The organism is Kaistia sp. 32K (assembly GCF_016629525.1).
Taxonomy (GTDB): Bacteria; Pseudomonadota; Alphaproteobacteria; order Rhizobiales; family Kaistiaceae; genus Kaistia.
The window spans coordinates 2,965,108-2,988,424 of the sequence record NZ_AP024269.1 but is presented as its reverse complement, the minus strand read 5'-3'; the positions used below and the strand labels follow the sequence as shown (position 1 = coordinate 2,988,424).

Below are 23,317 nucleotides of genomic sequence, written 5' to 3'. Positions count from 1 at the left end.
TCGCCTCCGGCGCGGAGGTGCTGACCATGCAGGGAACGATCACGGCCGCCGACTGGCGCGCCTACAACGAGCGCTTCGTCGCGCCCTCGGGGCGGGTGATCGACGACGCGAATGGCGGCATCAGCCATAGCGAGGGGCAGGGCTATGGCCTGCTGCTCGCCTTCGCTGCCAACGATCGCGCCGGCTTCGAACGGATCTGGAGCTTCACCCGCACGGAGCTGATGCTGCGCGATGACGGGCTCGCGGTCTGGAGCTGGCAGCCGACCGCGCCGCATGTCCGCGACACCAACAACGCTTCCGACGGCGACATGCTGATCGCCTATGCCCTGGCCGAGGCCGGCTGGGCCTGGAACGAGCCGATCTACGTCAAAGCGGCGGTGTCGATCGCCGAGAGCCTCGGCAAGGAGACGGTGATCAAGGACGGCAACCGTGTGCTGATGCTGCCGGGCGTCGACGGCTTCGGCCGCGCCGCGCGGGCGGACGGCCCGGTGGTCAATCTCTCCTATTGGGTGTTCGAGGCGCTGCCGATCATGGCGCAGCTCGCGCCGGCGACCGATTGGGCCGCGCTGTCGCGCACCGGGCTCGGTCTCATCCAGAGCGCGCGGTTCGGCGCGGAGCAGCTGCCGACCGACTGGATCACGGTTCGCGGCAAGACGCCGGAGCCGGCGACCGGCTTCGACCCGCTCTTCGGCTATAACGCCATCCGCATCCCGCTCTACATGATCCGCGCCGGCATCACCGATGCGGCCCTGCTCGGACCGTTCAAGACGGCCTGGCTCGGTCCGGGCAAGCCTGGACCGGCCGTCGTCAACGTCAAGACCAACGTCGTCGAACACAAGCTGGACGAGCCCGGCTACCGGATCCTGGCCGCGGCGCTCGCCTGCGTGCTCGACGGCGCGCCCGTGCCCGACGACCTCAAGACCTTCACGCCGACGCTCTACTACCCGTCGACGCTCCATCTCCTCTCTCTGTCCTTTCTGACGGAAAGGCACGCGCAATGCCTGTGAAGCAGCAATTGATGATCTTCGGCACGCTTGCGGTGATCGGCCTCGAGGGAGCGTATCTCCTCAACCAGCTGTTCACCCCGGCGGAAGCCGGGAGCGAGGTGGTGTTGCGTCAGCCGGTGCGCCCGAACGGCGCCGCGTCGGACTTCTTCACCTCCGCCGCTGACGGCCGTCCGGTGCGCACCGCGCAGGCGAACGGCGCGGCCACAGCCCCTGCGCCAGCACAGGCTCCGGCTCCTGCCGCGCAGCCGGCTCCCGCGGCGCCTGCGGCTCCCGCCGCGCCCGTCGTTGACGAGACGGCGCTGCGCTATTTCGCGCGCCAGGGTGACGAGCGCCGCCTGCAGGCGGAGATCGCGCGCCTGCGCGCGCTCTATCCCGACTGGACGCCGCCGGATGATTTCTCGCAGCCGGCGCCGATCGGCGATCCCGCGCTCGACCAGATGTGGAAGCTCTACGGGCAGGGGCAGTATGCCGCCGTCCGCAGCGCCATCGCGGAGCGCCAGGCGAAGAACCCGCAATGGGTGGTGCCGCCGGACCTGCTGGCGCGGCTGGATGTCGGCGAGGCGCGCGAGCGCCTGGTCAACGCCTCCAATGCCCAGCAATGGAACACCGTCGTCACCGTCGCCGCCGCGACGCCGAGCCTGCTCACCTGCGCCGACGTCGACGTGCTCTGGCGCGTCGCCGAGGCGTTCGCCAAGACGGAGCGCCAGGCGCGCGCCCGCGACGCCGGCATCTATATCCTGACCAGTTGCCAGGATCCGGCCGAACGTCTCGCCACCGTCCAGAAGGCGATGGGCTATCTCGGCGATGCCGAACTCACCGATCTGCTCAAGCTGGAGCGGCAGGGCCCGGACGGGCAGGGCGAGTTCGCCGCGGTCAAGGCCGACATCGCCCGGCGTCGGATCGGCGCCGCGACCAAGGATCCGAGCCTGACGGCGACGACCGCCGACATCGCGCTCGTCGAAAGACTGGTGCGCGAAGGCACCGGGCCGGACGACGCGGTGCTGCTCGGCGCCTACTGGTTCCAGCACAACGATCCGACCCGTGCCGCGCAGTGGTACGAGCTCGCCAAGGGGCGTGCCGACACGGCGGATATCGCGCGCGGCTACGCCTATGTGCTGAACGCTCTGAAGCGCCCGGCCGAGGCCGAGCAGGCCGCCTACAAGTGGCGCGACGCCGGCAAGGAAAATCTCGACGCCTATCTGGTGGTCGCGACCGCGCTGCTCGCCGTCGATCCTCCGGTCAAGATGGACCGCGAGGTGCTGACGCGTATCGCCAAGGCGATCGGCGACGCGAAATATGCGCCCGGCGCGCAGGAGTTCGGCTGGTACGCCTACAAGATCGGCCAGACGGCCGTGGCGGCTCGCTGGTTCGCGATGGCGCAGCAGTTGATGCCGGAAGACGAGCCCTCGGCCTATGGCCTGGCACTCGCCTATCAGAAGCTCAAGGACAAGAGCGGCTTCCAGAAGGTGCTGAGCGAATGGGGCTCGCGCTCGCCGCGCATCGCGGCGCTGGCGGACCCGAAGGCGCGCCGTCCGGTCCCGGCAGCGGAAGCGCTGCCGGGACCGGACGGCGCCGCGGTCGAGACGGCGGATGTCGCGAGCGCCGAGGCCTCCGGCGATACCGATCCGGTCGAACGGATCGAGGCGCGTCCGCGCGCCGCCGCGCCCCGTCGCGCTCCGGCGGCGGAAGCCCGGCCGGTGCAGCGCGCCTCCGCGCCGCGCGGCGGCCGTTCCTGCACGGGCGATATCCGTCCCGACCAGCTCTCCGCCATGAGCGCGCTCAATCGCGGCTGGTGCCTGATGGAATTGAACCGGCCGATCGAGGCGGCGGACGCCTTCGACGCCGCCGCGCGCACCAGCTATGGCCAGGTCCAGCAGGACGCCGCCTATGGCAAGACGCTCGCCTATCTCCGCGCCGGGCTGACCGATCTCGCGGCCGCCTCCGCCGCTTCGACGCAGCAGACGGTTGCCCGTGGCATCGAGCTCAAGCGGGAGATCCTGACGCAGCGCGCGATCGGTTCCTACAATGACGGCCGCTACATCGAGACGCTGCTGATGCTCGACGAGCGCTCGCGCATCGCGCCGGAACAGAACGACCTGATGATGATGCGGGGCTGGTCCTATTTCCACCTGCGCCGCTTCAACGACGCGAAGACGATCTTCGTCGCCGTCGCAGGCACGGGTTCGCGCGAAGCGCAGCGCGCGCTCGCCACGCTCGCCGAGGAAATGAAGCCGAAATGAGCCGGCGGTCTGCCGTCCCGGACGTGGCGCTGCGGCGCCGCGTCAGCGCATGACGCAGCCCTTCGGATAGCCGACGCGCTTGCAGTAGACGACGTGGGGTGCCGGGCGACGGGCCACGCAGCCTTTGACGTAGACGCCGTTCTGGCAATAGACGACGGGCGCCGGGCGGACGACCGGCGCCGGCCGCACGATGCATCCGACGGGATAGCCGACCCGGGTGCAATAGACCGCGGCCTCGCTGGTGCCGCTGGCGGCCCACAGCCCGATGGCGGCGAAGAGGCCGGCCAGCGCCGCTAGTTTCAGCTGATGACGGGCTGCCTGTTCCATTACCTGTCTCATGGCGTCGTCTCCCTCGGGCGGACGCCGGCCTGTGCCGGCTTCATCCGCCCGGGTCTTCTTTACCATGCGTCATGTTGGGCAGGTAGGAGCGGCCGGGGCGATCGCGTCGATGTGCGACGCATGGGGCACCGAAGCTTGGGCGCCAAAGCGGCGCGCACGGGCGCGTCCCGGTCTTGTTCCGATTTGTAATTCGTTATAAGTGAACTTTATTCGCTTATAATTGATTGCGAATTGGAGGAACGTCTTGCTGATCGATGGCGGAACCAGCTCAGCTATATCTCAAAGTCCCTATTGGTGGGATGCCCGCGATCGGGGGCAGGATCAACCTCTGCCGTCCGGCGCCGTCGACGTCGCCGTCATCGGCTCGGGCTATACCGGTCTCTGCGCCGCGCTGCGGCTGGCGCGGGCGGGCGTCCAGGTCCTCGTCGTCGAGGCGGGCGAACTCGGCGAAGGCGGCAGCACGCGAAACGGCGGCATGGTCTCCGGCACGCTCAAGGTCTCGCACCCGCAGCTGGTCAAGACCTATGGCAAGGAGCGGGCGGACCGCATCTTCTTCGAGGCGCAGAATTCGGTTCTCTTCCTCGAGAAGCTGATCTCCGAGAACGCGATTGACTGCGGCTACCGGCGCTACGGCATGTACTTCGCCGCCTATGCACCGAAGCATTATGACGATCTCGCGCGGGAAGCCGAGCAGCTGGACGCGCTCGGCGTCGAGACCCGCATGGTGGCGAAGGCCGACCAGCGGCGCGAGCTCAATTCCGATCTTTATTTCGGCGGCCGCGTCACCACCTTCGCCGGCGGCCTGCATCCGGCGCGCTATCACGCGGGGCTGGTACGGGCCTGCCGCGAGGCCGGCGTCCGCTTCGTCACGCGCTGCCGCGTTGAGGCGATGAAGAAGGAAGCCGGGCAGTTCACGCTGACGACGGCCAAGGGAACGGTGCGCGCCGGCCGCGTCGTCGTCGCCACCAATGCCTATACGGATGGCGGCCTCTCCTGGTTCAAGCGCCGCGTCATCCCGATCGGCAGCTACATCATCGCGACGGAAGAGCTTGATCCCGGCCGCCTCCGGGCGCTGATCCCGGGCGAGCGGATGATCCAGGACACCAAGCGCAACCTCTACTACTACCGCCTGTCGCCGGATGGCCGCCGCATGATCTTCGGCGGGCGCACCAGCTTCCGGCCGATCAGCGTGCTCGAAAGCGCGCGCCGGCTGCGCCTCTCGATGGCCGAGGTATTCCCGAGCCTCGCCGATGTCGGCGTCACCCATAGCTGGACCGGCAACGTCGCCTTCACCTTCGACTCGCTGCCGCATCTCGGTTCGCATGAGGGCGTCCACTACGCGCTCGGCTGCTGCGGCCAGGGCGTCGCGCTGATGAGCCATTTCGGCAATTGCCTCGCGGGCGACATCCTCGGCACCGGCGAGGAAAGCGCTTTCGCCTTCAATCCGATCAAGACCGTGCCCGGCTACACCGGCAATCCGTGGTTCATTCCCGTCATCGGCGAATATTACCGCTTCCTGGATTGGCTTGATCGTCCCTCCCGCTCCTGATCCCATCGAAAGGCTCATCATGATCCGCTTTGCCAATCCGCCCGCCGCTCCGCAGCCGCCGAGCCGCTATTCGCAGGTCGCGGTCGCGCCGGCCAATGCCGAATTCGTCTTCCTGTCCGGCCAGGTCGGCCTGAACGACGACGGCAGCATCGCCGAGGGCGCGGAGCGCCAGGCCGAGCTGACCTGGAAGCACATCGAGACGCTGCTGGCTTCCGAAGGGCTGACGCTCGCCGACGTCGTCAAGGTGACGGGCTATCTGACCAGCGCGGACGATGTCGGCGCGTACAAGACTGTGCGCGACCGGCTGATGCCCGAGCCGCCGCCGGCTTCCACCGTTGTCATCGTCTCGGGCTTCGTCGCCAAGGGCCTCCTCGTCGAGATCGACGTGGTCGCCGTCAAGCGCGCCTGACGCTCAGGACGGTCGCGGCGTCATCACGAAGATCGCGACCGTCCGTTCGGTGGAGGAGGGATTCAGGAAGGTGTGCAGGAGGCGGGGATCGAAGGTCATCGAATCCCCGGCGTTGAGCTCGAAGCTCTCATTCTCCATCCGCACCAGCAACGTGCCGGAGACGACGTGGATGAACTCTTCGTCGGCGCGCAGCGAATAGAGCTTCTCACCACCCGTGCCGAGCGGCTCGATCTCGGTCCAGAGCGCCTGCAGGCGCGTGCTGTTGCTGGCCGTCAGCAGTGAGTCCGAGACGCCGGTTCCGCCGAAGGAGACCTTCGGCCGCTCGTCGGCGCGCACGACGGTCGACATCGTCGAATTGAACAGATCGCCGATCGAAAGCCCCAGCGCGTCGCAGAGCCGGACGAGCGACGCCACGGAGGGCGAGGTCTTGTCGTTCTCGATGTCGCTCAGGAAGCTCTTGGTCAGCTCGACTGTCTTCGCGACGCTCTCCAGCGTCAGGTTGAGCTGCCGCCGGCGCTCCTTGATCAGGCCGCCGAACTTCGGGGCTGGCTTCTGTGGCTTGCTGGCCGCAGGCGAAGTGTCCGTCTTCATCGGTAATCCTTGAACTCAGGGTGTAGCACCCTCATACCGCAAGTTCGGTAAAAACGAAATTAGTTGACTTATAGAGAAATCCGGGTAGGACAGTATAGATAAGGGGCAGGGGGAAATCTGCTCCGTTTCCAAGAGGGGAATTAACGTGTCGCAGTCATTCAAGACCGGAATTTTGTGCGCCCTTGCGCTCGCCGCAGCAACGGTACCGTCCTTTGCCGCCGAAGCGCAGCCGTCTTTTGTTGGGGACAAGGTATTCACCGTCTGCACCGACGCGACGTTCCCGCCGATGGAGTTCTTCGAGAGCGCCGGCAATGCGGAACCCGTCGGCTTCGACATCGACCTTGCCAAGGCGCTGGCCGGTCACTGGGGCGCCGAATCCCGCATCATCGTCTCGGAGTTCACGGGTCTGCTTCCCGGTCTCGACGCCGGCCGCTGCGACGCCGTCATCAGCGGCATCCCGCTGACGCCGGAGCGCGTCGCCGCCTATCCGGGCGTCCCGTATTTCTCCACCGCCGTCGTCGTGTTCGCGGGTGACAAGTCGGGCCTCGTCGTCAACGACGCCACCGATCTTTCCGGCAAGGTCGTCGCCGTCCAGGCCGGCACCAGCTATCTGGCTCGCCTCGAGAAGATCAACGAGACCCTGGCCGCCGCCGGCCGCCCCGCCATCAAGATCCAGACCTATCCGAAGCAGACCGACGTCATCCAGCAGGTGCTGGTGGGCCGCGCCGAGGCGGCTGTCTCGCAGGATACGGAACTCGCCTATCGCAACCTGCAGAAGGAAGGCCAGTTCAAGACCCTCTATTCCTTCCCCGACACCAGCGATTTCGCCGTCTTCATCAAGCGCGTCGATGGTGACGAGGCTGCCGTCAGCGCGGCGGTCGCGGCTCTCGTCAAGGACGGTTCGCTCGGCGAGATCGCCAAGAAGTGGGGAACTTCCGTCGACAGCCTCGTTCCCGGCGTGAGCCAATAATCCGGTCGGGAATGGAGATTACGACATGGCCTTTGATAGTTCGGTCTTCTTCGGGGCGCTGTTCTCCACGGCGTTCCTGAACGGAGCCCTGGTCACGGTCCTGCTCGCGCTGCTCTCGCACGGCGTCGGCATCCTGATTTCCATTCCCGCCGCCCTCTATGTGAGCGGGCCGCCCAGCCCGCTCCGGTGGCTCGTCAAGGGTATCCTTGGCATGCTTCGCGGCGCGCCGACGCTGCTGCAGCTGCTGTTCGTCTGGAACGCGCTGCCGCAGTTCTTCCCGGTGTTCCGCGAGCCGTGGTTCTCGCCCTTCCTGGCGGCCTGGATCGCGCTCAGCCTGAACGAGGCCGCCTACCAGACCGAGATCAACCGCGCCGCGCTCGGCGCCATCGACCCCGGCCAGAAGGCCGCCGGCGTCGCGCTCGGCCTGACGCGGTTCCAGATCCTGCGCCGGATCCTGCTGCCGCAGGCGGTGCGCGTGGCGCTGCCCTCGACCGCGAACGAGTTCATCACGCTCCTGAAGATCACCTCGCTCGCTTCGGTCATCTCGCTCTCCGAGCTGATGAGCGTCACCTCGCGCGCCGTGGCGACCACGTTCCAGTTCACCGAGTACTACGCCGCCGCCTTGGTCTACTACCTGGTCATGGTCTACGTGCTGGTCTTCCTGCAGTCGCGGCTCGAGCGCCGCCTCGTCTGGAACACCTCCGCCGCCGAGGCCTCGCCCGGCATGCTGCAGAAGGCGATGGCCTTCTACCGCCGCTCCTGACCCTCACGTCGATTGGTGATCCCCGTGTCCGAAATGATCCGCGTCGAGAACATCAGCAAGCGCTATGGCGACTTCCTCGTGCTGGACAATGTCAGCCTGTCCATCGCCAAGGGCTCCAAGGTCGTCATCTGCGGCCCCTCCGGATCGGGCAAGTCGACCCTGATCCGCTGCATGAACTACCTCGCTCCCCACGATACCGGCGTCGTCGCCATCGAGGGCGTCGAGCCGAAGAACCGCCGCAGCTGCGAGGCGGTGCGGCGCGAGGTCGGCATGGTGTTCCAGAACTTCAACCTGTTCCCGCACCTGACCATCCTCGAGAACTGCATCCTGGCGCCGATGCTGGCGCGCAAGCTCTCGCGCGCCGCAGCGACCGAGCGCGCGCACCAGTATCTGAAGCGCGTCCATATCGGCGAGCAGGCCAACAAATATCCGACCCAGCTTTCGGGCGGCCAGCAGCAGCGCGTGGCGATCGCTCGCGCGCTCTGCATGGAGCCCAAGGTCATCCTGTTCGACGAGCCGACCTCGGCGCTCGATCCCGAGATGGTCGGCGAAGTCCTCGACGTGATGGTGGAGCTCGCCGGCGACGGCATGACCATGGTCTGCGTGACGCATGAGATGGCCTTCGCCCGCAAGGTCGCCGACCAGATCGTCTTCATGGACAAGGGCCAGATCGTCGAGGTCGCCCCGCCGGAACAGTTCTTCACCTCCGCGACCTCGCCCCGCGCCAAGACCTTCCTGTCGCAACTCCAGCACTAACCGACCCTGAGTTCGGGATCGGGCCGCCCGGCGCCGCTTTGCGCCACGGCTTCGCTCGTCCCGAGGAAATGGAAACCGCTATGACCGATTTCGACTTCGACGCCGCGCGCAAGGACATGGGCCGCTGGTACTGGTGGGGCATCCCGACCTTCTTCCGCTGCGAGTGGAACGAGGATCCGGCCGCCAGCGACATCGCGCTCCTCGGCGTCCCGCACAGCTCCGGCAACGGCTCGACCGAGCGCGACCAGCATCTCGGCCCCCGCGCCGTCCGCAACGTCTCGGCCCAGTATCGCCGCAGCCACGGCCGCTTCGGCATCACGCCGTGGGATCTCGCCCGCATCAACGACGCCGGCGACGTGCCGCTGCCGGAAGCGATGGTCAACGACGTCTGCGTCCAGCACATCGAGGCCTATGCCCGCCGTTTCAACGATGTCGGCACGCGCCTCGTCTCGATGGGCGGCGACCATGGCATCACCGGCCCGCTCCTGAAGTCGGTCGCCGGCCCGCATTCGAAGCTGACCAACGGCCAGAAGGTGGCCCTGGTGCATTTCGACGCCCACACCGACAGCTACCGCCACCTGCCGCATTGGCTGGGCAGCCGCCGCTCGTCGGCGCATTGGGCGAGCTATACGGTCGAGGAAGGCCATGTCGACGCGCATGCCTCGACCCAGATCGGCATCCGCCCGAATGTCGGCACGCCCGGCTCGAAGAACACCAGCGAGGAGCTCGGCTACCGCATCATCGGCATGGACGAGATCGAGGAGATCGGCGTCCAGGGCGTGGTGAAGACCATGCGCGAGCGCATCGGCGACCTGCCGGTCTACGTCACCTTCGACCTTGATTCGCTCGATCCGGCCGACGCCCCCGGCGTCTCGAACCTCGAGCCCGGCTATCCGGGCATCCGCATTGGCGACGCCATGCGCATGCTGCAGGGCCTGCGCGGGCTGAATGTCGTCGGCGCCGACGTCGTCTGCATCATGCCGACCAAGGACAACCCGAACAACATCACCGCGATGAACGCCATGGTCGTGATGTTCGAACTCCTGTCGCTGATGGCCGACTACAAGAAGAACCACGCCCCCGCGTAGTTCCTTCCCGCCAAGCCTATCCCTTCCTTGCCACGAGGACGCCTGATGACCCTGACCCTGAACGATCCCTCGCTCTTGCGGACCCAGTGCTACGTCAATGGCGTCTTCGTCGGGGAGGGCGAGACGCCCGTCACCAATCCGGCGACGGGCGCGGAGCTGGCGCGCGTGCCGGCCTTCGGCGCCGCCGAGGCGACCGAGGCGGTCGAGGCGGCTGAGCGCGCCTTCCGGCCGTGGGCGGCGCGCGTCGCCAAGGATCGCGCCAACATCCTGCGCCGCTGGTTCGACCTGATCGTCGAAAACCGCGACGACCTCGCGCTGATCCTGACTTCGGAGCAGGGCAAGCCGCTCGCCGAGGCCAAGGGCGAGATCGACTACGCCGCGGCCTACGTCGAATTCTACGCCGAGGAGGCGAAGCGGATCGCCGGCGAGACGCTGCCGAGCCACCGCGCCGACGGCCGCATCCTGGTGCTGCGCCAGCCGACCGGCGTCGTCGCGGCGATCACGCCGTGGAATTTCCCCGCCGCCATGATCACCCGCAAGGTCGGCCCGGCGATCGCCGCCGGCTGCACCGTCGTGCTGAAGCCGGCCGGCGAGACGCCTCTGACGGCGCTGGCGCTGGCGGAACTTGCCCAGCGAGCCGGCCTGCCGGCGGGCGTGCTCAACGTCGTCACCGGTCCGGCCCGACCGATCGGCGAGGTGCTGACCTCGCATCCCGCCATCCGCATCGTCGGCTTCACCGGCTCGACCGAAGTCGGCAAGCAGCTGATGCGGCAGTCCGCCGGCACGGTGAAGAAGGTGGCGCTGGAGCTCGGCGGCAACGCGCCCTTCATCGTCTTCGACGACGCCGATCTCGATGCGGCCGTCGAAGGCGCGATCCTGTCGAAGTTCCGCAATGCCGGCCAGACCTGCGTCTGCACCAACCGCATCTATGTCCAGCGCGGTGTCGAGGCGGCGTTCACCGAGAAGCTGGCGACCGCCGTCGCGGCCCTGAAGGTCGGCAATGGTGTCGGCGGCGACGTGCAGCTCGGACCGCTGATCAACGAGAAGGCGGTTCAGAAGATCGAGGAGCATATCGCCGATGCGCTTGCGAAGGGTGCGCGGACGCTGGTCGGCGGCAAGCGGCATGCGCTTGGCGGCACCTTCTTCGAGCCGACGCTGATCGCCGGCGTCGACGAGACCATGCAGGTCGCCGGCGAGGAGACCTTCGGTCCGTTGGCGCCCGTCTTCGTCTTCGATGACGAGGCAGAGGTCGTCGCCAAGGCCAACGACACCGAGTTCGGCCTCGCCGCCTATCTCTACACCCGCGATGTCGGCCGGATCTTCCGCGTCGGCGAGGCGCTCGAATACGGCATGGTCGGCATCAATTCCGGCCTGATCTCGACCGAGCTGGCGCCGTTCGGTGGCGTCAAGGAATCAGGCAATTCCCGCGAGGGCTCGCATCACGGCATCGAGGAATTCGTCGAGAAGAAGTACCTCTTCGTCGGCGGCCTCGATCGCTGAGCGCCTCCGCTCTAAAGTCGGATGTTGGATAGGGGACGCAGGGCCGGTGCGAATCGGCTCTGCGTTTCCGTGTTTGTCCGACCGGCGAGGGGAGCGCGATGACCGAATTTCTGTTCGACGGGCCGGAAAACGGCCGGGCGACCATTTTGCTGGCGCATGGCGCCGGCGCGCCGATGGATTCGGCCTCCATGACCGCGGCGGCGAAGGCGCTCGCCGACGCCGGGTTTCGCGTCGCCCGCTTCGAGTTCGCCTATATGGCCTCGCGGCGAACTGGTGACGGGCGCAAGCCGCCACCGCGCGCCGACAAACTGATTCCGGAATATCGCGCCGCCGTGGCAGCGCTGGGGGCGACGGGGCCGCTCATCATCGGCGGGAAATCCATGGGCGGGCGCGTCGCCAGCATGGTCGCGGACGAGCTGTTGGCCGAGAACGCCATCGTCGGGCTGCTCTGCCTCGGCTATCCCTTCCATCCGCCGGCCAAGCCCGAGCAATTGCGCACCGCGCATCTCCTCGACCTCAAGACACCGACGCTGATCTGCCAGGGCACGCGCGACGAATTTGGTACGCGCGACGATGTCTCGACCTACGCGCTGTCGGATCGAATCGAGATTCTTTGGCTCGAGGATGGCGATCACGACCTGAAGCCGCGCAAGAGCGTCTCCGGCTTCACGGCGGCCGATCACCTGCGGACGATGGCATCGGCGGTAGCCGAATGGGCTGGCGGACTGCCCGGCGGCCGATAGGCCCGAATGCGCGTATCTGTGGAGAATCGATCTCGCCGGCCCGGGCGACGCTGATTGCAAGCCGAGGCCGGCAGGGCCGTCTATCGCGGATGGGAAGAAAGCTGGTGCCGGTTGAGGGGATTGAACCCCCGACCTTCGGTTTACAAAACCGCTGCTCTACCGCTGAGCTAAACCGGCCTAACGTTATATTCTAACGCGATTTCAATAAGTTACGCATGCATGACCTTCGAAAGGCCGATTGTCATGCGCCGTCTCTTGTGCCGTCTGCGAATTGCGCCCGGAACCAAACGACGCGGTCTCTTCTCCCATCACGCGATCCGCGTCAAGCGCGTGACGCGGGTCGCGTGGGAAGTTCCATCAGAGATTTGGCGTGCCGAGATGCCGGTGCGCCAGATAGAGCGACAGCACCGCCGCGTTGGAGACGTTGAGGCTCTTGATGGCGCCGGGCATGTCGAGCCTAGCGACGACGTCGCAGCGGTCGCGCGTCAGCCGGCGCAGGCCCTTGCCCTCGGCACCGAGCACCAGGGCGATCCGGTCGCCCTGTATGCCGTCCTCGATCGACGTCGTGCCCTCGCTGTCGAGGCCGACGCAGGTAAAGCCCATGTCGCGGAGATCGGTGAGCGTGGTGGCGAGATTCGGCACCTCGATCATGGCGATGTGCTCGAGCGCGCCGGAAGCCGATTTGGCGAGAACGCCGGTCTCGGTCGGCGCGTGCCGGCCGGTGGTGATCAGCGCGTCGGCGCCGAAGGCGACGGCCGAGCGGAGAATCGCGCCGACATTGTGCGGATCGGTCACCTGGTCGAGCACGACGACGAGACGGGCGTCGCCGAGCGCGTCGAGGGGGAGGGGCTCCAGCGGTGCCACTTCGACGGCAACGCCCTGATGCACCGCCTCGGAGCCGAGCAGCTTGTCGAGATCGCGCGGCGACGTGTCCTTGAGGTCGGCGGGAACAGGCGCTCCCTCCTCGACCAGTCGCGCCGCCGCATTCTGCGTCGCCAGCAGCTGCAAAACCTTGCGCCGGGGATTCGCGAGCACCGCCGCGACGGCGTGGACACCATATATCCACAGCTGATCGGCGCGTCGTTCGGCCGGTGCGTTCGACCCGAAACGCCGGGGGCCGCGCTGGCCGGGTTTGCCCTTGCCGCCCCGGAAATGCCCCGGTTGCCGCTGCGATTTGCTATGTTTGTTTTCGTCGGTCATGGCTCGCTTATACGAGCGGCGCGCGAAACCGGCAATCGAACGCGCCAGCGGAATCGGAGCCATGCACCGAAGCCGTGGAAGTTGTTTTGATATGCGTTGACAGGGCCGGGCAAGCTCGCCATAAGACGCCCATCGAACGACCCGCCCGGCGGGTTTGTCCGGTAACTGCCTGAACGATGACGCTCTGCCGAAGTGATTTGGAGGAGTGCCCGAGTGGTTAAAGGGGACGGACTGTAAATCCGTTGACTTAGTCTACGTTGGTTCGAATCCAACCTCCTCCACCATTTCGACGGAACGTTAGCGTGCGGGTGTAGCTCAATGGTAGAGCAGCAGCCTTCCAAGCTGAATACCCGGGTTCGATTCCCGGTACCCGCTCCATCATCTCGAGTGTGCGCTTTCGCGCGGTTTTGAACGCGATGCGCATCGGTTGGTGGGCAGTTCGAGCCGCCCGGCTCGTAGTGAACGAGACGACAGGAAGCGACGTCGATGGCAAAAGAGAAATTCGAGCGCAATAAGCCGCACTGCAACATTGGCACGATCGGCCACGTTGACCATGGCAAGACGTCGCTGACCGCGGCAATCACCAAGGTCCTGGCCAAGGCCGGCGGCGCGACCTTCAAGGCGTATGACCAGATCGACGCAGCGCCGGAAGAGCGTGCGCGCGGCATCACGATCTCGACGGCGCACGTTGAGTACGAGACGGCCAACCGTCACTACGCTCACGTCGACTGCCCCGGCCACGCCGACTACGTCAAGAACATGATCACCGGTGCCGCCCAGATGGACGGCGCGATCCTGGTCGTGTCGGCCGCCGACGGCCCGATGCCGCAGACCCGCGAGCACATCCTGCTCGCCCGTCAGGTCGGCGTTCCGGCGCTCGTGGTGTTCCTGAACAAGTGCGACCTGGTCGACGATCCGGAGCTGCTCGAGCTCGTCGAGCTCGAAGTCCGCGAGCTGCTGTCGTCCTACGACTTCCCGGGCGATGACATTCCGATCGTCAAGGGTTCGGCCGTCGTCGCGCTGAACGATGGCGACGCCAAGCTCGGCGAGGACGCGATCCTCGAGCTGATGACCGCCGTCGACGCCTACATCCCGCAGCCGGAGCGTCCGGTTGACCAGCCGTTCCTGATGCCGATCGAAGACGTGTTCTCGATCTCGGGCCGCGGCACGGTCGTGACCGGCCGCGTCGAGCGCGGCATCGTCAAGGTCGGCGAGGAAATCGAGATCGTCGGCATCCGTCCGACCGTCAAGACGACCTGCACCGGCGTCGAAATGTTCCGCAAGCTGCTCGACCAGGGCCAGGCCGGCGACAACATCGGCGCGCTGCTTCGCGGCATCGACCGTGAAGGCGTCGAGCGCGGTCAGGTCCTGTGCAAGCCCGGTTCGGTGACGCCGCACACGGTGTTCAAGGCCGAGGCCTACATCCTGACGAAGGAAGAGGGTGGCCGTCACACGCCGTTCTTCACCAACTACCGTCCGCAGTTCTATTTCCGGACGACGGACGTCACGGGCATCGTCACGCTGCCGGAAGGCGTCGAGATGGTGATGCCGGGCGACAACATTTCGGTCGACGTCGAGCTGATCGTGCCGATCGCCATGGAAGAGAAGCTGCGTTTCGCCATCCGTGAAGGCGGTCGTACCGTCGGCGCCGGCGTCGTCGCCAGCATCATCAAGTAATTTCCGCTGCCCGCGCCTCGGCGCGGATTGGTGACAGTTTGAAGGGCGGATGCGCGCGAGCGTATCCGCCCTTTCTGTTTTCTCGCCGGATTTTTCGAGCGGGCGCGAGGGCGCGTCCGCCGGGGAGGGGTGCTTGCCTCGGCGGTCTGGGACCGGCTAGACTTTTCCCGAAATCAGCGGGGGCTGGGCTGGAATGATTTGGACGATGTCGGGCGCCGATTGCCGATTCGCCCGGCCGTGTGATGTGCGGTTGCCTCGAGGTCGGACGCGTCGTGGGAACGTTGCGCGTCGGATGCGAATCGTCGGCCATGCCGTCCGGCAGCTTCTTCTCGCCATCTTCCTGATTCTGCCGGCCCTCGTTTTGCCGGCAATGGCCGAGGGATGCCCGGAGCAGCCGCCGTGCCGGGGCTGCGGCTGCAAGGGCGGTCCGGGCTATCGCGGCCCCGATGGGCGCTGCGTGGGCTTCCGGGCGCTCTACAAGGTGTGCGGCGATCCGCCCGAGAGCCGTTGCGTCTTCGAGAATGCGCCGGGAGCCGGCGCCAACCGCGAATGTGCCCAGGCCAAGCCGTCGAAGCAGGGTAGGGGTCAACCGGCCGATGGCATTCTTCCGTCGATTTCGGGCGGACAGCCTGTTGAGAACCCGGCTATGGACTTGCGCTAATCGCGTGGTCTCGCTATGAAATCGCCGCGCCCACATGTTGCGGGTGTGTGTAGGGGTATAGCTCAGCTGGTAGAGCGACGGTCTCCAAAACCGTAGGTCGTAGGTTCGAATCCTACTGCCCCTGCCAAATTAACACTTGAGGAATCGATTGATCGGTTCTATGTAACGCTTCCCAGCGGGGTGCGCAGACGGCCGTTTGCGCGCCCGCAAGCCGTGAGCGGGTAATGGCCACCAAAACAAATCCAATTACGTTCCTCCAGCAGGTACGTGCGGAGGTATCGAAGGTCGTATGGCCGTCGCGTCGCGAAACCGCGATCACGACAGTCATGGTCTTCGTTATGGCCGTCCTGGCGAGCCTCTTCTTCACAGTGGCCGATTTCGGCCTGAGCTGGGGCGTTTCGTTCCTGCTCGGCATCGGTCGATAGGCGGAGGCGGTTCTTTGGATAAACGCTGGTATATCGTTCACGCCTATTCGAACTTCGAAAAGAAGGTCGCGGAGTCGATTCGCGAGCAGGCGGGCCAGCGTGGCCTCGCCGATCTTTTCGACGAGATCCTGGTTCCGACCGAAAAGGTCGTCGAGGTTCGTCGCGGTCGCAAGGTCGACGCCGAGCGCAAATTCTTCCCGGGTTACGTACTCGTGAAGATGGCGCTCACCGATGACGCCTATCATCTGATCAAGAACACGCCGAAGGTCACGGGCTTCCTCGGTTCCGACAATCGGCCGATGCCGATCTCGGAAGCCGAAGCCAACCGCATCATCCATCAGGTGCAGGAAGGCGTGGAGCGGCCGAAGCCGTCCGTCAGCTTCGAAGTCGGCGAGCAGGTTCGCGTGTCGGACGGTCCGTTTGCCTCTTTCAACGGCCTTGTCGAGGAAGTCGACGAGGTCCGCGCGCGGCTCAAGGTCGCCGTGTCGATTTTCGGGCGCGCCACTCCGGTGGAGCTCGAATACGGTCAGGTCGAAAAGCTCTGATCGTCAGGGCGTGGGAGGGTGCGGCGCTCGCCAGGTGTCGCCATCCGAACCACGCCATTCCTGCCAGCTGAGGCTGGCGCCGGGCCGACGTGATGTCGGTCCACCTCGTCGGCGGGCTGCCGGCATGGGAAAGGAACAGAAATGGCAAAGAAAGTTGCCGGCTACCTGAAGCTTCAGGTGAAGGCCGCATCGGCGACCCCGTCGCCGCCGATCGGCCCCGCGCTCGGCCAGCGCGGCATCAACATCATGGAGTTCTGCAAGGCGTTCAACGCGCAGACCCAGGAACTCGAGAAGGGTTCGCCGGTCCCGGTCGTCATCACCTACTACCAGGACAAGTCGTTCACCTTCGTCATGAAGACGGCTCCCGTGAGCTTCCTTCTGAAGAAGGCCGCCGGCCTGCCCAAGGGCGGCACGACGCCCGGCAAGGGCGCTCCCGCTGGTTCGGTCACGCGCGCCCAGTGCGTCGAGATCGCCAAGCAGAAGCTGAAGGATCTGAACGCCGAGAATATCGATGCGGCGGCTCGGATGATCGAGGGCTCTGCCCGGTCCATTGGCCTCACGGTGGTTGACTGATCATGGCTCACGGTAAGCGCGTCATCAACGCCCGCGAGGGCATCGATCGCAACAAGCTCTATCCGATCAGCGTCGCAGTGGCGCTCATCAAGGATCGCGCCAACGCGAAGTTCGACGAGACCATCGAGGTCGCTCTGAACCTCGGCGTCGATCCCCGCCATGCCGACCAGATGGTCCGCGGCGTCTGCAACCTGCCGAACGGCTCCGGCCGTACGGTTCGCGTCGCGGTTTTCGCGCGCGGCGCCAAGGCTGAAGAGGCCAAGGCAGCCGGTGCCGACATCGTCGGCGCCGAGGATCTGCTCGAGATCGTTCAGGGCGGCACGATCGATTTCGATCGCTGCATCGCGACCCCGGACATGATGCCGCTCGTCGGCCGTCTCGGTAAGGTGCTCGGCCCGCGCGGCCTGATGCCGAACCCGAAGGTCGGCTCGGTGACCATGGACGTCGCCACCGCCGTCAAGGGCGCCAAGGGCGGCTCGGTCGAGTTCCGCGTCGAGAAGGCTGGTATCATCCACGCCGGTATCGGCAAGGCGAGCTTCGACACCGAGAAGCTGGTCCAGAACATTAAGGCTTTCGTGGACGCCGTCCAGAAGGCCCGTCCGACCGGCGCCAAGGGCACGTACCTGCAGAAGGTCGCCGTGTCCTCGACCATGGGCCCCGGCGTCCATGTCGACCCGGCTACCACGCTGGGCGCCTAAGGCGTAGAGATCTCCGCCCGGTCTTCCGGGCGGCAAGATGGCCGGCGGAGGGTTCACCCTCCGCCCGGTCAAATACCTGTCCGAGACTGCAGGGGCCGGCTCGCCGGCTTAATCTCCTGCATAGACGGGGGGAAGATGGATTTTCGGCGCAAGCCGTTATCGGTTCGAACCTCTTTGACCCGAAGCCCGCGAGGGTGGCTGGGGGACAGGAACGCAGCGCCGCGATCGGATTTCTGGTCGTGGCATACGTAACCGGCGGACCCGACCGAAACGTCGACCGCCAACTGGAGAGAGGCAAGTGGAAAGAGCGGAAAAACGCGAACTTGTCTCGACGATGAACGAGGTCTTCCAGGAGACCAATGTCGTCGTCGTGGCACACTATGCCGGCCTCACCGTCGCCGAGCTCACCGCCCTTCGTGGCAAGGCTCGCGTGGCAGGGGTCAGCGTAAAGGTCGCAAAGAACCGCCTCGTCAAGCTCGCCCTTCAAGGCACGGACTCTGCCCACATTGCGGACCTGTTCACGGGTCCGACGATCGTCGCCTATTCCGACGATCCGGTGGCAGCGCCCAAGGTTGTGTCCGATTTCGCCAAGACGAATGACAAGCTCGTCATTCTCGGCGGCGCGATGGGCAAGACCAATCTGGATCCGAACGGCGTCAAGGCTCTTGCCACGCTGCCGTCGCTCGACGAACTCCGCGGCAAGCTGGTCGGCCTCATTCAGGCCCCGGCTACCAAGATCGCGACGGTCGTCAGCGCACCCGCGGCGCAGCTTGCCCGCGTGTTCGGTGCCTATGCCAAGAAGGATGAAGCGGCGTAGGCCGTTCTCTCATCAACTGAAGTTCGAACCTGATAGGAAGATAAAATGGCTGATCTCGCTAAGCTCGTGGACGACCTGTCCGCCCTGACCGTGCTCGAGGCTGCTGAGCTGTCCAAGCTTCTCGAAGAGAAGTGGGGCGTCTCGGCTGCGGCTCCGGTCGCTGTTGCAGCAGCTGCCGCAGCTCCGGCTGCCGCTGTTGAAGAGAAGACCGAATTCGACGTCATCCTCGTCGACGCCGGCGCGAACAAGATCAACGTGATCAAGGAAGTCCGCGCGATCACGGCTCTTGGCCTCAAGGAAGCCAAGGACCTGGTCGAAGCTGCTCCGAAGGCTGTCAAGGAAGCCGTCTCGAAGGACGAAGCTGCCAAGCTCAAGGCTCAGCTCGAGGGCGCAGGCGCCAAGGTCGACGTCAAGTAAGTCGACTGAATTCGGCCGGCCCCGGATTGCCGGGGCCGGTTTCCATCGTGGTCCATAAGGACCGCTATCCAGAGAGCCGCGCCCAAGCGCGGCTATACGGCTTTCCGGATAGCTGTTCTTGAACGTAAAGAAGGAGCGAACATGGCCCTGGAATTCACCGGTCGTAAGCGCATCCGCAAAGTCTTCGGGTCCATCGGCGACGTGGCCGAGATGCCGAACCTCATCGAGGTTCAGAAGGCGTCCTACGACCAATTCCTCATGGTTGAGGAAACGAAGGGCGGGCGTCCGGACGAAGGTTTGCAGGCCGTCTTCAAATCCGTATTCCCGATCTCCGATTTCTCGAACACGTCGCTGCTCGAGTTCGTCCGTTATGACTTCGATCCGCCGAAGTATGACGTCGACGAGTGCCGCCAGCGCGGCATCACCTTCTCGGCGCCGCTCAAGGTGACGCTCCGCCTGATCGTGTTCGATGTCGACGAGGACACCGGCGCGAAGTCCGTCAAGGACATCAAGGAGCAGGAAGTCTACATGGGCGAAATGCCCCTGATGACGTCCAACGGCACCTTCATCGTCAACGGCACCGAGCGCGTGATCGTCTCGCAGATGCACCGTTCGCCGGGCGTCTTCTTCGATCACGACAAGGGCAAGACCCATTCGTCGGGCAAGCTCCTGTTCGCCGCCCGCATCATCCCGTATCGCGGTTCCTGGCTCGACATCGAGTTCGACGCCAAGGACATCGTGCATGCGCGCATCGACCGTCGCCGCAAGATTCCGGTGACGTCGCTGATGTTCGCGCTCGGCATGGACGGCGAAGAGATCCTCGACACCTTCTATTCGAAGATCGTCTACTCCAAGGTCGGCGACGGCTGGCGCATGCCCTATGATCCGGCCCGCATGAAGGGTCTGAAGGCTGCGACCGACCTGATCGACGCCGACACCGGCGAAGTCGTCATCGAGGCCGGCAAGAAGCTGACGGCTCGCGCCGCCCGCGCGATTGCCGAGAAGGGCGTCAAGGCGCTGAAGGTTCTCGACGAGGACCTGCACGGCACCTACATCGCCGAGGACATCGTCAATCCGTCGACGGGCGAAGTCTATGCCGAGGCCGGCGACGAGATCAGCGAGAAGCTGCTCCAGGTCCTGGATGACGCCGGCTTCGACGAAGTCACCGTTCTCGACATCGACCACATCAACATCGGCGCCTACATCCGCAACACGCTCGCCGTGGACAAGAACGAGTCGCGTGAAGATGCGCTGTTCGACATCTACCGCGTGATGCGCCCGGGCGAGCCGCCGACCGTCGATACCGCGACGGCGATGTTCCAGTCGCTGTTCTTCGACAGCGAGCGCTATGACCTGTCGGCCGTCGGCCGCGTCAAGATGAACATGCGCCTCGACCTGACGGCCGAGGACACCGTGCGCGTGCTCCGCAAGGAGGACATCCTCGCGGTCATCAAGACGCTGGTCGAACTGCGTGACGGCCAGGGCGAGATCGACGACATCGACAATCTCGGCAATCGCCGCGTGCGTTCGGTGGGCGAGCTGATGGAAAATCAGTATCGCGTCGGTCTGCTGCGCATGGAGCGCGCCATCAAGGAGCGCATGTCGTCGGTCGAGATCGGCAACGTCATGCCGCAGGACCTGATCAACGCGAAGCCGGCGGCTGCCGCCGTGCGCGAGTTCTTCGGTTCCTCGCAGCTGTCGCAGTTCATGGACCAGACCAACCCGCTTTCGGAAATCACCCACAAGCGTCGTCTTTCGGCGCTTGGCCCGGGTGGTCTGACCCGTGAGCGCGCCGGCTTCGAAGTCCGCGACGTGCATCCGACGCACTACGGCCGTATCTGCCCGATCGAGACGCCGGAAGGCCCGAACATTGGCCTGATCAACTCGCTCGCGACGTTCGCCCGCGTCAACAAGTACGGCTTCATCGAGAGCCCGTACCGGCGCGTCAAGGACGGTGTCGCGACGAGCGAGATCATCTATCTGTCGGCTATGGAAGAGTCGAAGTACTACGTCGCCCAGGCGAACGTGGCGCTCGATCCGGCCGGTAAGCTGACGGAAGACCTGATCGTTTGCCGCCATTCCGGCGAGAACGTCATGGTCACCTCCGACCGCGTCGACTTCATGGACGTGTCGCCGAAGCAGCTCGTTTCGGTCGCGGCGGCTCTGATCCCGTTCCTCGAGAACGACGACGCCAACCGCGCCCTCATGGGCTCGAACATGCAGCGCCAGGCGGTGCCGCTCGTTCGCGCCGAGGCGCCGTTCGTCGGAACCGGCATGGAATCGGTCGTTGCCCGTGACTCGGGCGCTGCCATCGCGGCTCGCCGCGGCGGTATCGTTGACCAGGTGGACGCGACGCGTATCGTCATTCGTGCGACCGAGGACCTTGATCCTTCGAAGTCGGGTGTCGATATCTACCGTCTGATGAAGTTCCAGCGTTCGAACCAGTCGACCTGCATCAACCAGCGGCCGCTTGTCCGCGTGGGCGATCGCGTCGGCAAGGGCGATATCCTGGCGGACGGCCCGTCGACGGATCTCGGTGATCTGGCGCTCGGCCGGAACGTGCTCGTCGCGTTCATGCCGTGGAATGGCTACAACTTCGAGGATTCGATCCTCCTGTCCGAGCGCATCGTGTCCGATGACGTCTTCACCTCGATCCATATCGAGGAGTTCGAGGTCATGGCGCGCGACACCAAGCTCGGTCCTGAGGAAATCACGCGCGACATTCCGAACGTTTCGGAAGAAGCGCTGAAGAACCTCGACGAAGCCGGCATCGTCTACATCGGCGCCGACGTCCAGGCCGGCGACATCCTCGTCGGCAAGATCACGCCGAAGGGTGAAAGCCCGATGACGCCGGAAGAGAAGCTTCTGCGCGCCATCTTCGGCGAGAAGGCTTCCGACGTCCGTGACACCTCGCTCCGCGTTCCGCCGGGCGTGACCGGCACCATCGTGGAAGTGCGCGTCTTCAACCGCCATGGCGTGGAGAAGGACGAGCGCGCGATGGCGATCGAGCGCGAGGAGATCGAGCGTCTCGCCAAGGACCGTGACGACGAGCAGGCCATTCTGGACCGCAACGTCTATGGCCGCCTGATCGACATGTTCGAGGGCAAGACCGCTTCCAGCGGCCCGAAGAACTTCAAGAAGGACACCGTGCTGACGCGCGATGTCATCGAGGAGTATCCGCGGTCGCAGTGGTGGCAGTTCGCCTTCGCCGATGAAAAGCTGATGGGCGAGATCGAAGCCCTTCGCGGGTCCTACGACGAGAGCCGCAAGCGGCTGGAGAAGCGCTTCATCGACAAGGTCGAGAAGCTGCAGCGCGGTGACGAGCTGCCTCCGGGCGTGATGAAGATGGTCAAGGTCTTCGTCGCGGTGAAGCGCAAGATCCAGCCGGGCGACAAGATGGCCGGCCGTCACGGCAACAAGGGTGTCGTGTCGCGGATTACGCCGATCCAGGACATGCCGTTCCTCGAGGACGGCACGCATGTCGACATCGTGCTCAATCCGCTCGGCGTGCCGAGCCGCATGAACGTCGGCCAGATCCTGGAGACGCATCTGGGCTGGGCTTGCGCCGGCATGGGCCTGAAGATCGGCAAGATGCTCGAGGACTACAAGAAGTCGGGCGACGTCAAGCCGCTCCGTCTGACCCTCGACGGCATCTACAACGGTCCGAAGGACGAGCCGATCTCGGAGCTGGACGACGCCTCGGTCGTCCGGATGAGCGAGCATCTGAAGAAGGGCGTCTCGATTGCGACGCCGGTCTTCGACGGTGCGCGCGAGCCGGACATCGTCGAGATGCTGGAGGAGGCGGGTCTGCATGCCTCCGGTCAGTCGGTGCTCTATGACGGACGCACGGGTGAGGCGTTCGACCGCAAGGTGACAGTGGGCTACATCTACATGCTCAAGCTGCACCATCTGGTCGACGACAAGATCCACGCCCGTTCGATCGGCCCGTACTCGCTCGTCACGCAGCAGCCGCTGGGTGGCAAGGCGCAGTTCGGCGGCCAGCGCTTCGGCGAGATGGAGGTGTGGGCTCTCGAAGCCTATGGCGCCGCCTACACGCTGCAGGAAATGCTGACCGTGAAGTCGGACGACGTGGCCGGCCGTACCAAGGTCTACGAGGCGATCGTCCGTGGCGACGACACGTTCGAGGCCGGTATTCCGGAATCGTTCAACGTGCTGGTCAAGGAAATGCGGTCGCTCGGGCTCGACGTCGAGCTCAACCAGTCCAAGCTGTCCTTGGACGCGGAGGCGAACGCGCGGCTTCCGGACGCGGCGGAATAATCCGCCGCGGTTTCCACGAGGCCCATTCAGTTTACATGCGGTGGTCCGGCAAGAGGCGTAGTCCTCCACCG

At 65.5% G+C, this 23,317-nt stretch carries 22 protein-coding genes and 4 tRNA genes; 22 read left to right on the top strand and 4 right to left on the bottom strand.

Annotated elements, in window-relative coordinates:
• Positions 1 to 26: 26 nt before the first annotated feature.
• Positions 27 to 1,007: a glycosyl hydrolase family 8 gene (locus tag K32_RS13835; RefSeq protein ID WP_201404491.1), complete on the top strand. Its 981-nt coding sequence runs from the start codon at positions 27 to 29 to the stop codon at positions 1,005 to 1,007.
• Positions 998 to 3,247 carry a hypothetical protein gene (locus tag K32_RS13830; protein WP_201400089.1) on the top strand — a complete coding sequence of 750 codons (2,250 nt, stop codon included), beginning with the start codon at positions 998 to 1,000 and terminating at the stop codon, positions 3,245 to 3,247. The genes K32_RS13835 and K32_RS13830 overlap by 10 nt, the downstream gene beginning before the upstream one ends.
• Positions 3,248 to 3,289: 42 nt before the next feature.
• Here the strand turns inward: K32_RS13830 and K32_RS13825 are convergent, their stop codons facing one another.
• The gene (locus K32_RS13825; RefSeq protein ID WP_201400088.1) at positions 3,290 to 3,586 is read right to left on the bottom strand and encodes a hypothetical protein; all 297 of its coding nucleotides are present in this window, start codon (positions 3,584 to 3,586) and stop codon (positions 3,290 to 3,292) included.
• A gap of 244 nt (positions 3,587 to 3,830) precedes the next feature.
• On the opposite strand from K32_RS13825, the gene K32_RS13820 reads away from it, so the two are divergent.
• Both K32_RS13820 and K32_RS13815 read left to right on the top strand, forming a co-directional pair.
• Positions 3,831 to 5,135: an FAD-binding oxidoreductase gene (locus K32_RS13820; RefSeq protein ID WP_201400087.1), complete on the top strand. Its 1,305-nt coding sequence runs from the start codon at positions 3,831 to 3,833 to the stop codon at positions 5,133 to 5,135.
• Positions 5,136 to 5,154: 19 nt separating this feature from the next.
• Positions 5,155 to 5,544, top strand: a complete 390-nt coding sequence (locus K32_RS13815; RefSeq protein WP_201400086.1) for a RidA family protein — start codon at positions 5,155 to 5,157, stop codon at positions 5,542 to 5,544.
• 3 nt (positions 5,545 to 5,547) lie between these two features.
• Here K32_RS13815 and K32_RS13810 read toward each other — a convergent pair whose 3' ends face one another.
• Complete coding sequence (locus K32_RS13810; RefSeq protein ID WP_201400085.1) at positions 5,548 to 6,135, bottom strand: helix-turn-helix domain-containing protein; 588 nt, start codon at positions 6,133 to 6,135, stop codon at positions 5,548 to 5,550.
• A gap of 145 nt (positions 6,136 to 6,280) precedes the next feature.
• On the opposite strand from K32_RS13810, the gene K32_RS13805 reads away from it, so the two are divergent.
• From K32_RS13805 to K32_RS13780, 6 genes are all read left to right on the top strand, one after another.
• Positions 6,281 to 7,105, top strand: coding sequence for a transporter substrate-binding domain-containing protein (locus K32_RS13805; RefSeq protein WP_201400084.1), 825 nt, complete (start codon positions 6,281 to 6,283; stop codon positions 7,103 to 7,105).
• Between the two features lie 25 nt (positions 7,106 to 7,130).
• Positions 7,131 to 7,868 (top strand): amino acid ABC transporter permease, encoded by a 738-nt coding sequence (locus tag K32_RS13800; RefSeq protein ID WP_201400083.1) that lies wholly within the window; start codon positions 7,131 to 7,133, stop codon positions 7,866 to 7,868.
• A gap of 33 nt (positions 7,869 to 7,901) precedes the next feature.
• Entirely contained in the window at positions 7,902 to 8,624 is a 723-nt protein-coding gene (locus K32_RS13795; protein WP_201404490.1) for an amino acid ABC transporter ATP-binding protein, read from the top strand.
• 80 nt (positions 8,625 to 8,704) lie between these two features.
• Positions 8,705 to 9,712 carry an arginase family protein gene (locus K32_RS13790; RefSeq protein ID WP_201400082.1) on the top strand — a complete coding sequence of 336 codons (1,008 nt, stop codon included), beginning with the start codon at positions 8,705 to 8,707 and terminating at the stop codon, positions 9,710 to 9,712.
• A 45-nt stretch (positions 9,713 to 9,757) separates the two neighbouring features.
• Entirely contained in the window at positions 9,758 to 11,212 is a 1,455-nt protein-coding gene (locus K32_RS13785) for an NAD-dependent succinate-semialdehyde dehydrogenase (RefSeq protein WP_201400081.1), read from the top strand.
• A 98-nt stretch (positions 11,213 to 11,310) separates the two neighbouring features.
• Entirely contained in the window at positions 11,311 to 11,955 is a 645-nt protein-coding gene (locus tag K32_RS13780) for an alpha/beta family hydrolase (protein ID WP_201400080.1), read from the top strand.
• Between the two features lie 102 nt (positions 11,956 to 12,057).
• Here the strand turns inward: K32_RS13780 and K32_RS13775 are convergent.
• Together K32_RS13775 and K32_RS13770 are read right to left on the bottom strand one after the other, a co-directional pair.
• Positions 12,058 to 12,132 (bottom strand) — tRNA-Thr (locus tag K32_RS13775).
• Between the two features lie 180 nt (positions 12,133 to 12,312).
• Complete coding sequence (locus K32_RS13770; RefSeq protein WP_201400079.1) at positions 12,313 to 12,990, bottom strand: RNA methyltransferase; 678 nt, start codon at positions 12,988 to 12,990, stop codon at positions 12,313 to 12,315.
• A gap of 364 nt (positions 12,991 to 13,354) precedes the next feature.
• Between K32_RS13770 and K32_RS13765 the strand changes: the two genes are divergently transcribed.
• From K32_RS13765 to rpoB, 12 genes are all read left to right on the top strand, one after another.
• Positions 13,355 to 13,439: transfer RNA gene (locus K32_RS13765), tRNA-Tyr, on the top strand.
• Positions 13,440 to 13,459: 20 nt separating this feature from the next.
• Positions 13,460 to 13,533: transfer RNA gene (locus tag K32_RS13760), tRNA-Gly, on the top strand.
• Positions 13,534 to 13,641: 108 nt separating this feature from the next.
• The gene (gene tuf / locus K32_RS13755; RefSeq protein WP_201400078.1) at positions 13,642 to 14,832 is read left to right on the top strand and encodes an elongation factor Tu; all 1,191 of its coding nucleotides are present in this window, start codon (positions 13,642 to 13,644) and stop codon (positions 14,830 to 14,832) included.
• Between the two features lie 292 nt (positions 14,833 to 15,124).
• On the top strand, positions 15,125 to 15,493 hold the full coding sequence (locus tag K32_RS13750) for a hypothetical protein (RefSeq protein ID WP_244669497.1): 369 nt from the start codon (positions 15,125 to 15,127) through the stop codon (positions 15,491 to 15,493).
• A gap of 51 nt (positions 15,494 to 15,544) precedes the next feature.
• Positions 15,545 to 15,620 (top strand) — tRNA-Trp (locus K32_RS13745).
• A gap of 97 nt (positions 15,621 to 15,717) precedes the next feature.
• Entirely contained in the window at positions 15,718 to 15,918 is a 201-nt protein-coding gene (secE, locus tag K32_RS13740; protein WP_201400077.1) for a preprotein translocase subunit SecE, read from the top strand.
• Positions 15,919 to 15,932: 14 nt separating this feature from the next.
• The gene (gene nusG / locus K32_RS13735) at positions 15,933 to 16,463 is read left to right on the top strand and encodes a transcription termination/antitermination protein NusG (protein ID WP_018184655.1); all 531 of its coding nucleotides are present in this window, start codon (positions 15,933 to 15,935) and stop codon (positions 16,461 to 16,463) included.
• A gap of 141 nt (positions 16,464 to 16,604) precedes the next feature.
• Positions 16,605 to 17,036: a 50S ribosomal protein L11 gene (gene rplK, locus K32_RS13730; RefSeq protein WP_201400076.1), complete on the top strand. Its 432-nt coding sequence runs from the start codon at positions 16,605 to 16,607 to the stop codon at positions 17,034 to 17,036.
• 2 nt (positions 17,037 to 17,038) lie between these two features.
• A complete protein-coding gene (rplA, locus tag K32_RS13725) occupies positions 17,039 to 17,734 on the top strand; it encodes a 50S ribosomal protein L1 (protein ID WP_305798436.1) in 696 nt (231 codons plus the stop codon).
• 298 nt (positions 17,735 to 18,032) lie between these two features.
• Positions 18,033 to 18,551, top strand: a complete 519-nt coding sequence (gene rplJ, locus K32_RS13720; protein ID WP_201400075.1) for a 50S ribosomal protein L10 — start codon at positions 18,033 to 18,035, stop codon at positions 18,549 to 18,551.
• 45 nt (positions 18,552 to 18,596) lie between these two features.
• Positions 18,597 to 18,968, top strand: a complete 372-nt coding sequence (rplL, locus tag K32_RS13715; protein ID WP_201400074.1) for a 50S ribosomal protein L7/L12 — start codon at positions 18,597 to 18,599, stop codon at positions 18,966 to 18,968.
• Positions 18,969 to 19,109: 141 nt separating this feature from the next.
• Complete coding sequence (rpoB, locus tag K32_RS13710) at positions 19,110 to 23,246, top strand: DNA-directed RNA polymerase subunit beta (protein WP_201400073.1); 4,137 nt, start codon at positions 19,110 to 19,112, stop codon at positions 23,244 to 23,246.
• Positions 23,247 to 23,317: the final 71 nt, after the last annotated feature.

Bases quoted from the DNA above. Each gene is read 5' to 3' on its own strand.
- K32_RS13835 (WP_201404491.1), top strand. From the start codon at position 27: ATGCAGGGAACGATCACGGCCGCCGACTGGCGCGCCTACAACGAGCGC.
- K32_RS13830 (WP_201400089.1), top strand. From the start codon at position 998: ATGCCTGTGAAGCAGCAATTGATGATCTTCGGCACGCTTGCGGTGATC.
- K32_RS13825 (WP_201400088.1), bottom strand. From the start codon at position 3,586: ATGAGACAGGTAATGGAACAGGCAGCCCGTCATCAGCTGAAACTAGCG.
- K32_RS13815 (WP_201400086.1), top strand. From the start codon at position 5,155: ATGATCCGCTTTGCCAATCCGCCCGCCGCTCCGCAGCCGCCGAGCCGC.
- K32_RS13810 (WP_201400085.1), bottom strand. From the start codon at position 6,135: ATGAAGACGGACACTTCGCCTGCGGCCAGCAAGCCACAGAAGCCAGCC.
- K32_RS13800 (WP_201400083.1), top strand. From the start codon at position 7,131: ATGGCCTTTGATAGTTCGGTCTTCTTCGGGGCGCTGTTCTCCACGGCG.
- K32_RS13795 (WP_201404490.1), top strand. From the start codon at position 7,902: ATGATCCGCGTCGAGAACATCAGCAAGCGCTATGGCGACTTCCTCGTG.
- K32_RS13790 (WP_201400082.1), top strand. From the start codon at position 8,705: ATGACCGATTTCGACTTCGACGCCGCGCGCAAGGACATGGGCCGCTGG.
- K32_RS13785 (WP_201400081.1), top strand. From the start codon at position 9,758: ATGACCCTGACCCTGAACGATCCCTCGCTCTTGCGGACCCAGTGCTAC.
- K32_RS13780 (WP_201400080.1), top strand. From the start codon at position 11,311: ATGACCGAATTTCTGTTCGACGGGCCGGAAAACGGCCGGGCGACCATT.
- tuf (WP_201400078.1), top strand. From the start codon at position 13,642: ATGGCAAAAGAGAAATTCGAGCGCAATAAGCCGCACTGCAACATTGGC.
- K32_RS13750 (WP_244669497.1), top strand. From the start codon at position 15,125: ATGCGAATCGTCGGCCATGCCGTCCGGCAGCTTCTTCTCGCCATCTTC.
- secE (WP_201400077.1), top strand. From the start codon at position 15,718: ATGGCCACCAAAACAAATCCAATTACGTTCCTCCAGCAGGTACGTGCG.
- rplK (WP_201400076.1), top strand. From the start codon at position 16,605: ATGGCAAAGAAAGTTGCCGGCTACCTGAAGCTTCAGGTGAAGGCCGCA.
- rplA (WP_305798436.1), top strand. From the start codon at position 17,039: ATGGCTCACGGTAAGCGCGTCATCAACGCCCGCGAGGGCATCGATCGC.
- rplL (WP_201400074.1), top strand. From the start codon at position 18,597: ATGGCTGATCTCGCTAAGCTCGTGGACGACCTGTCCGCCCTGACCGTG.
- rpoB (WP_201400073.1), top strand. From the start codon at position 19,110: ATGGCCCTGGAATTCACCGGTCGTAAGCGCATCCGCAAAGTCTTCGGG.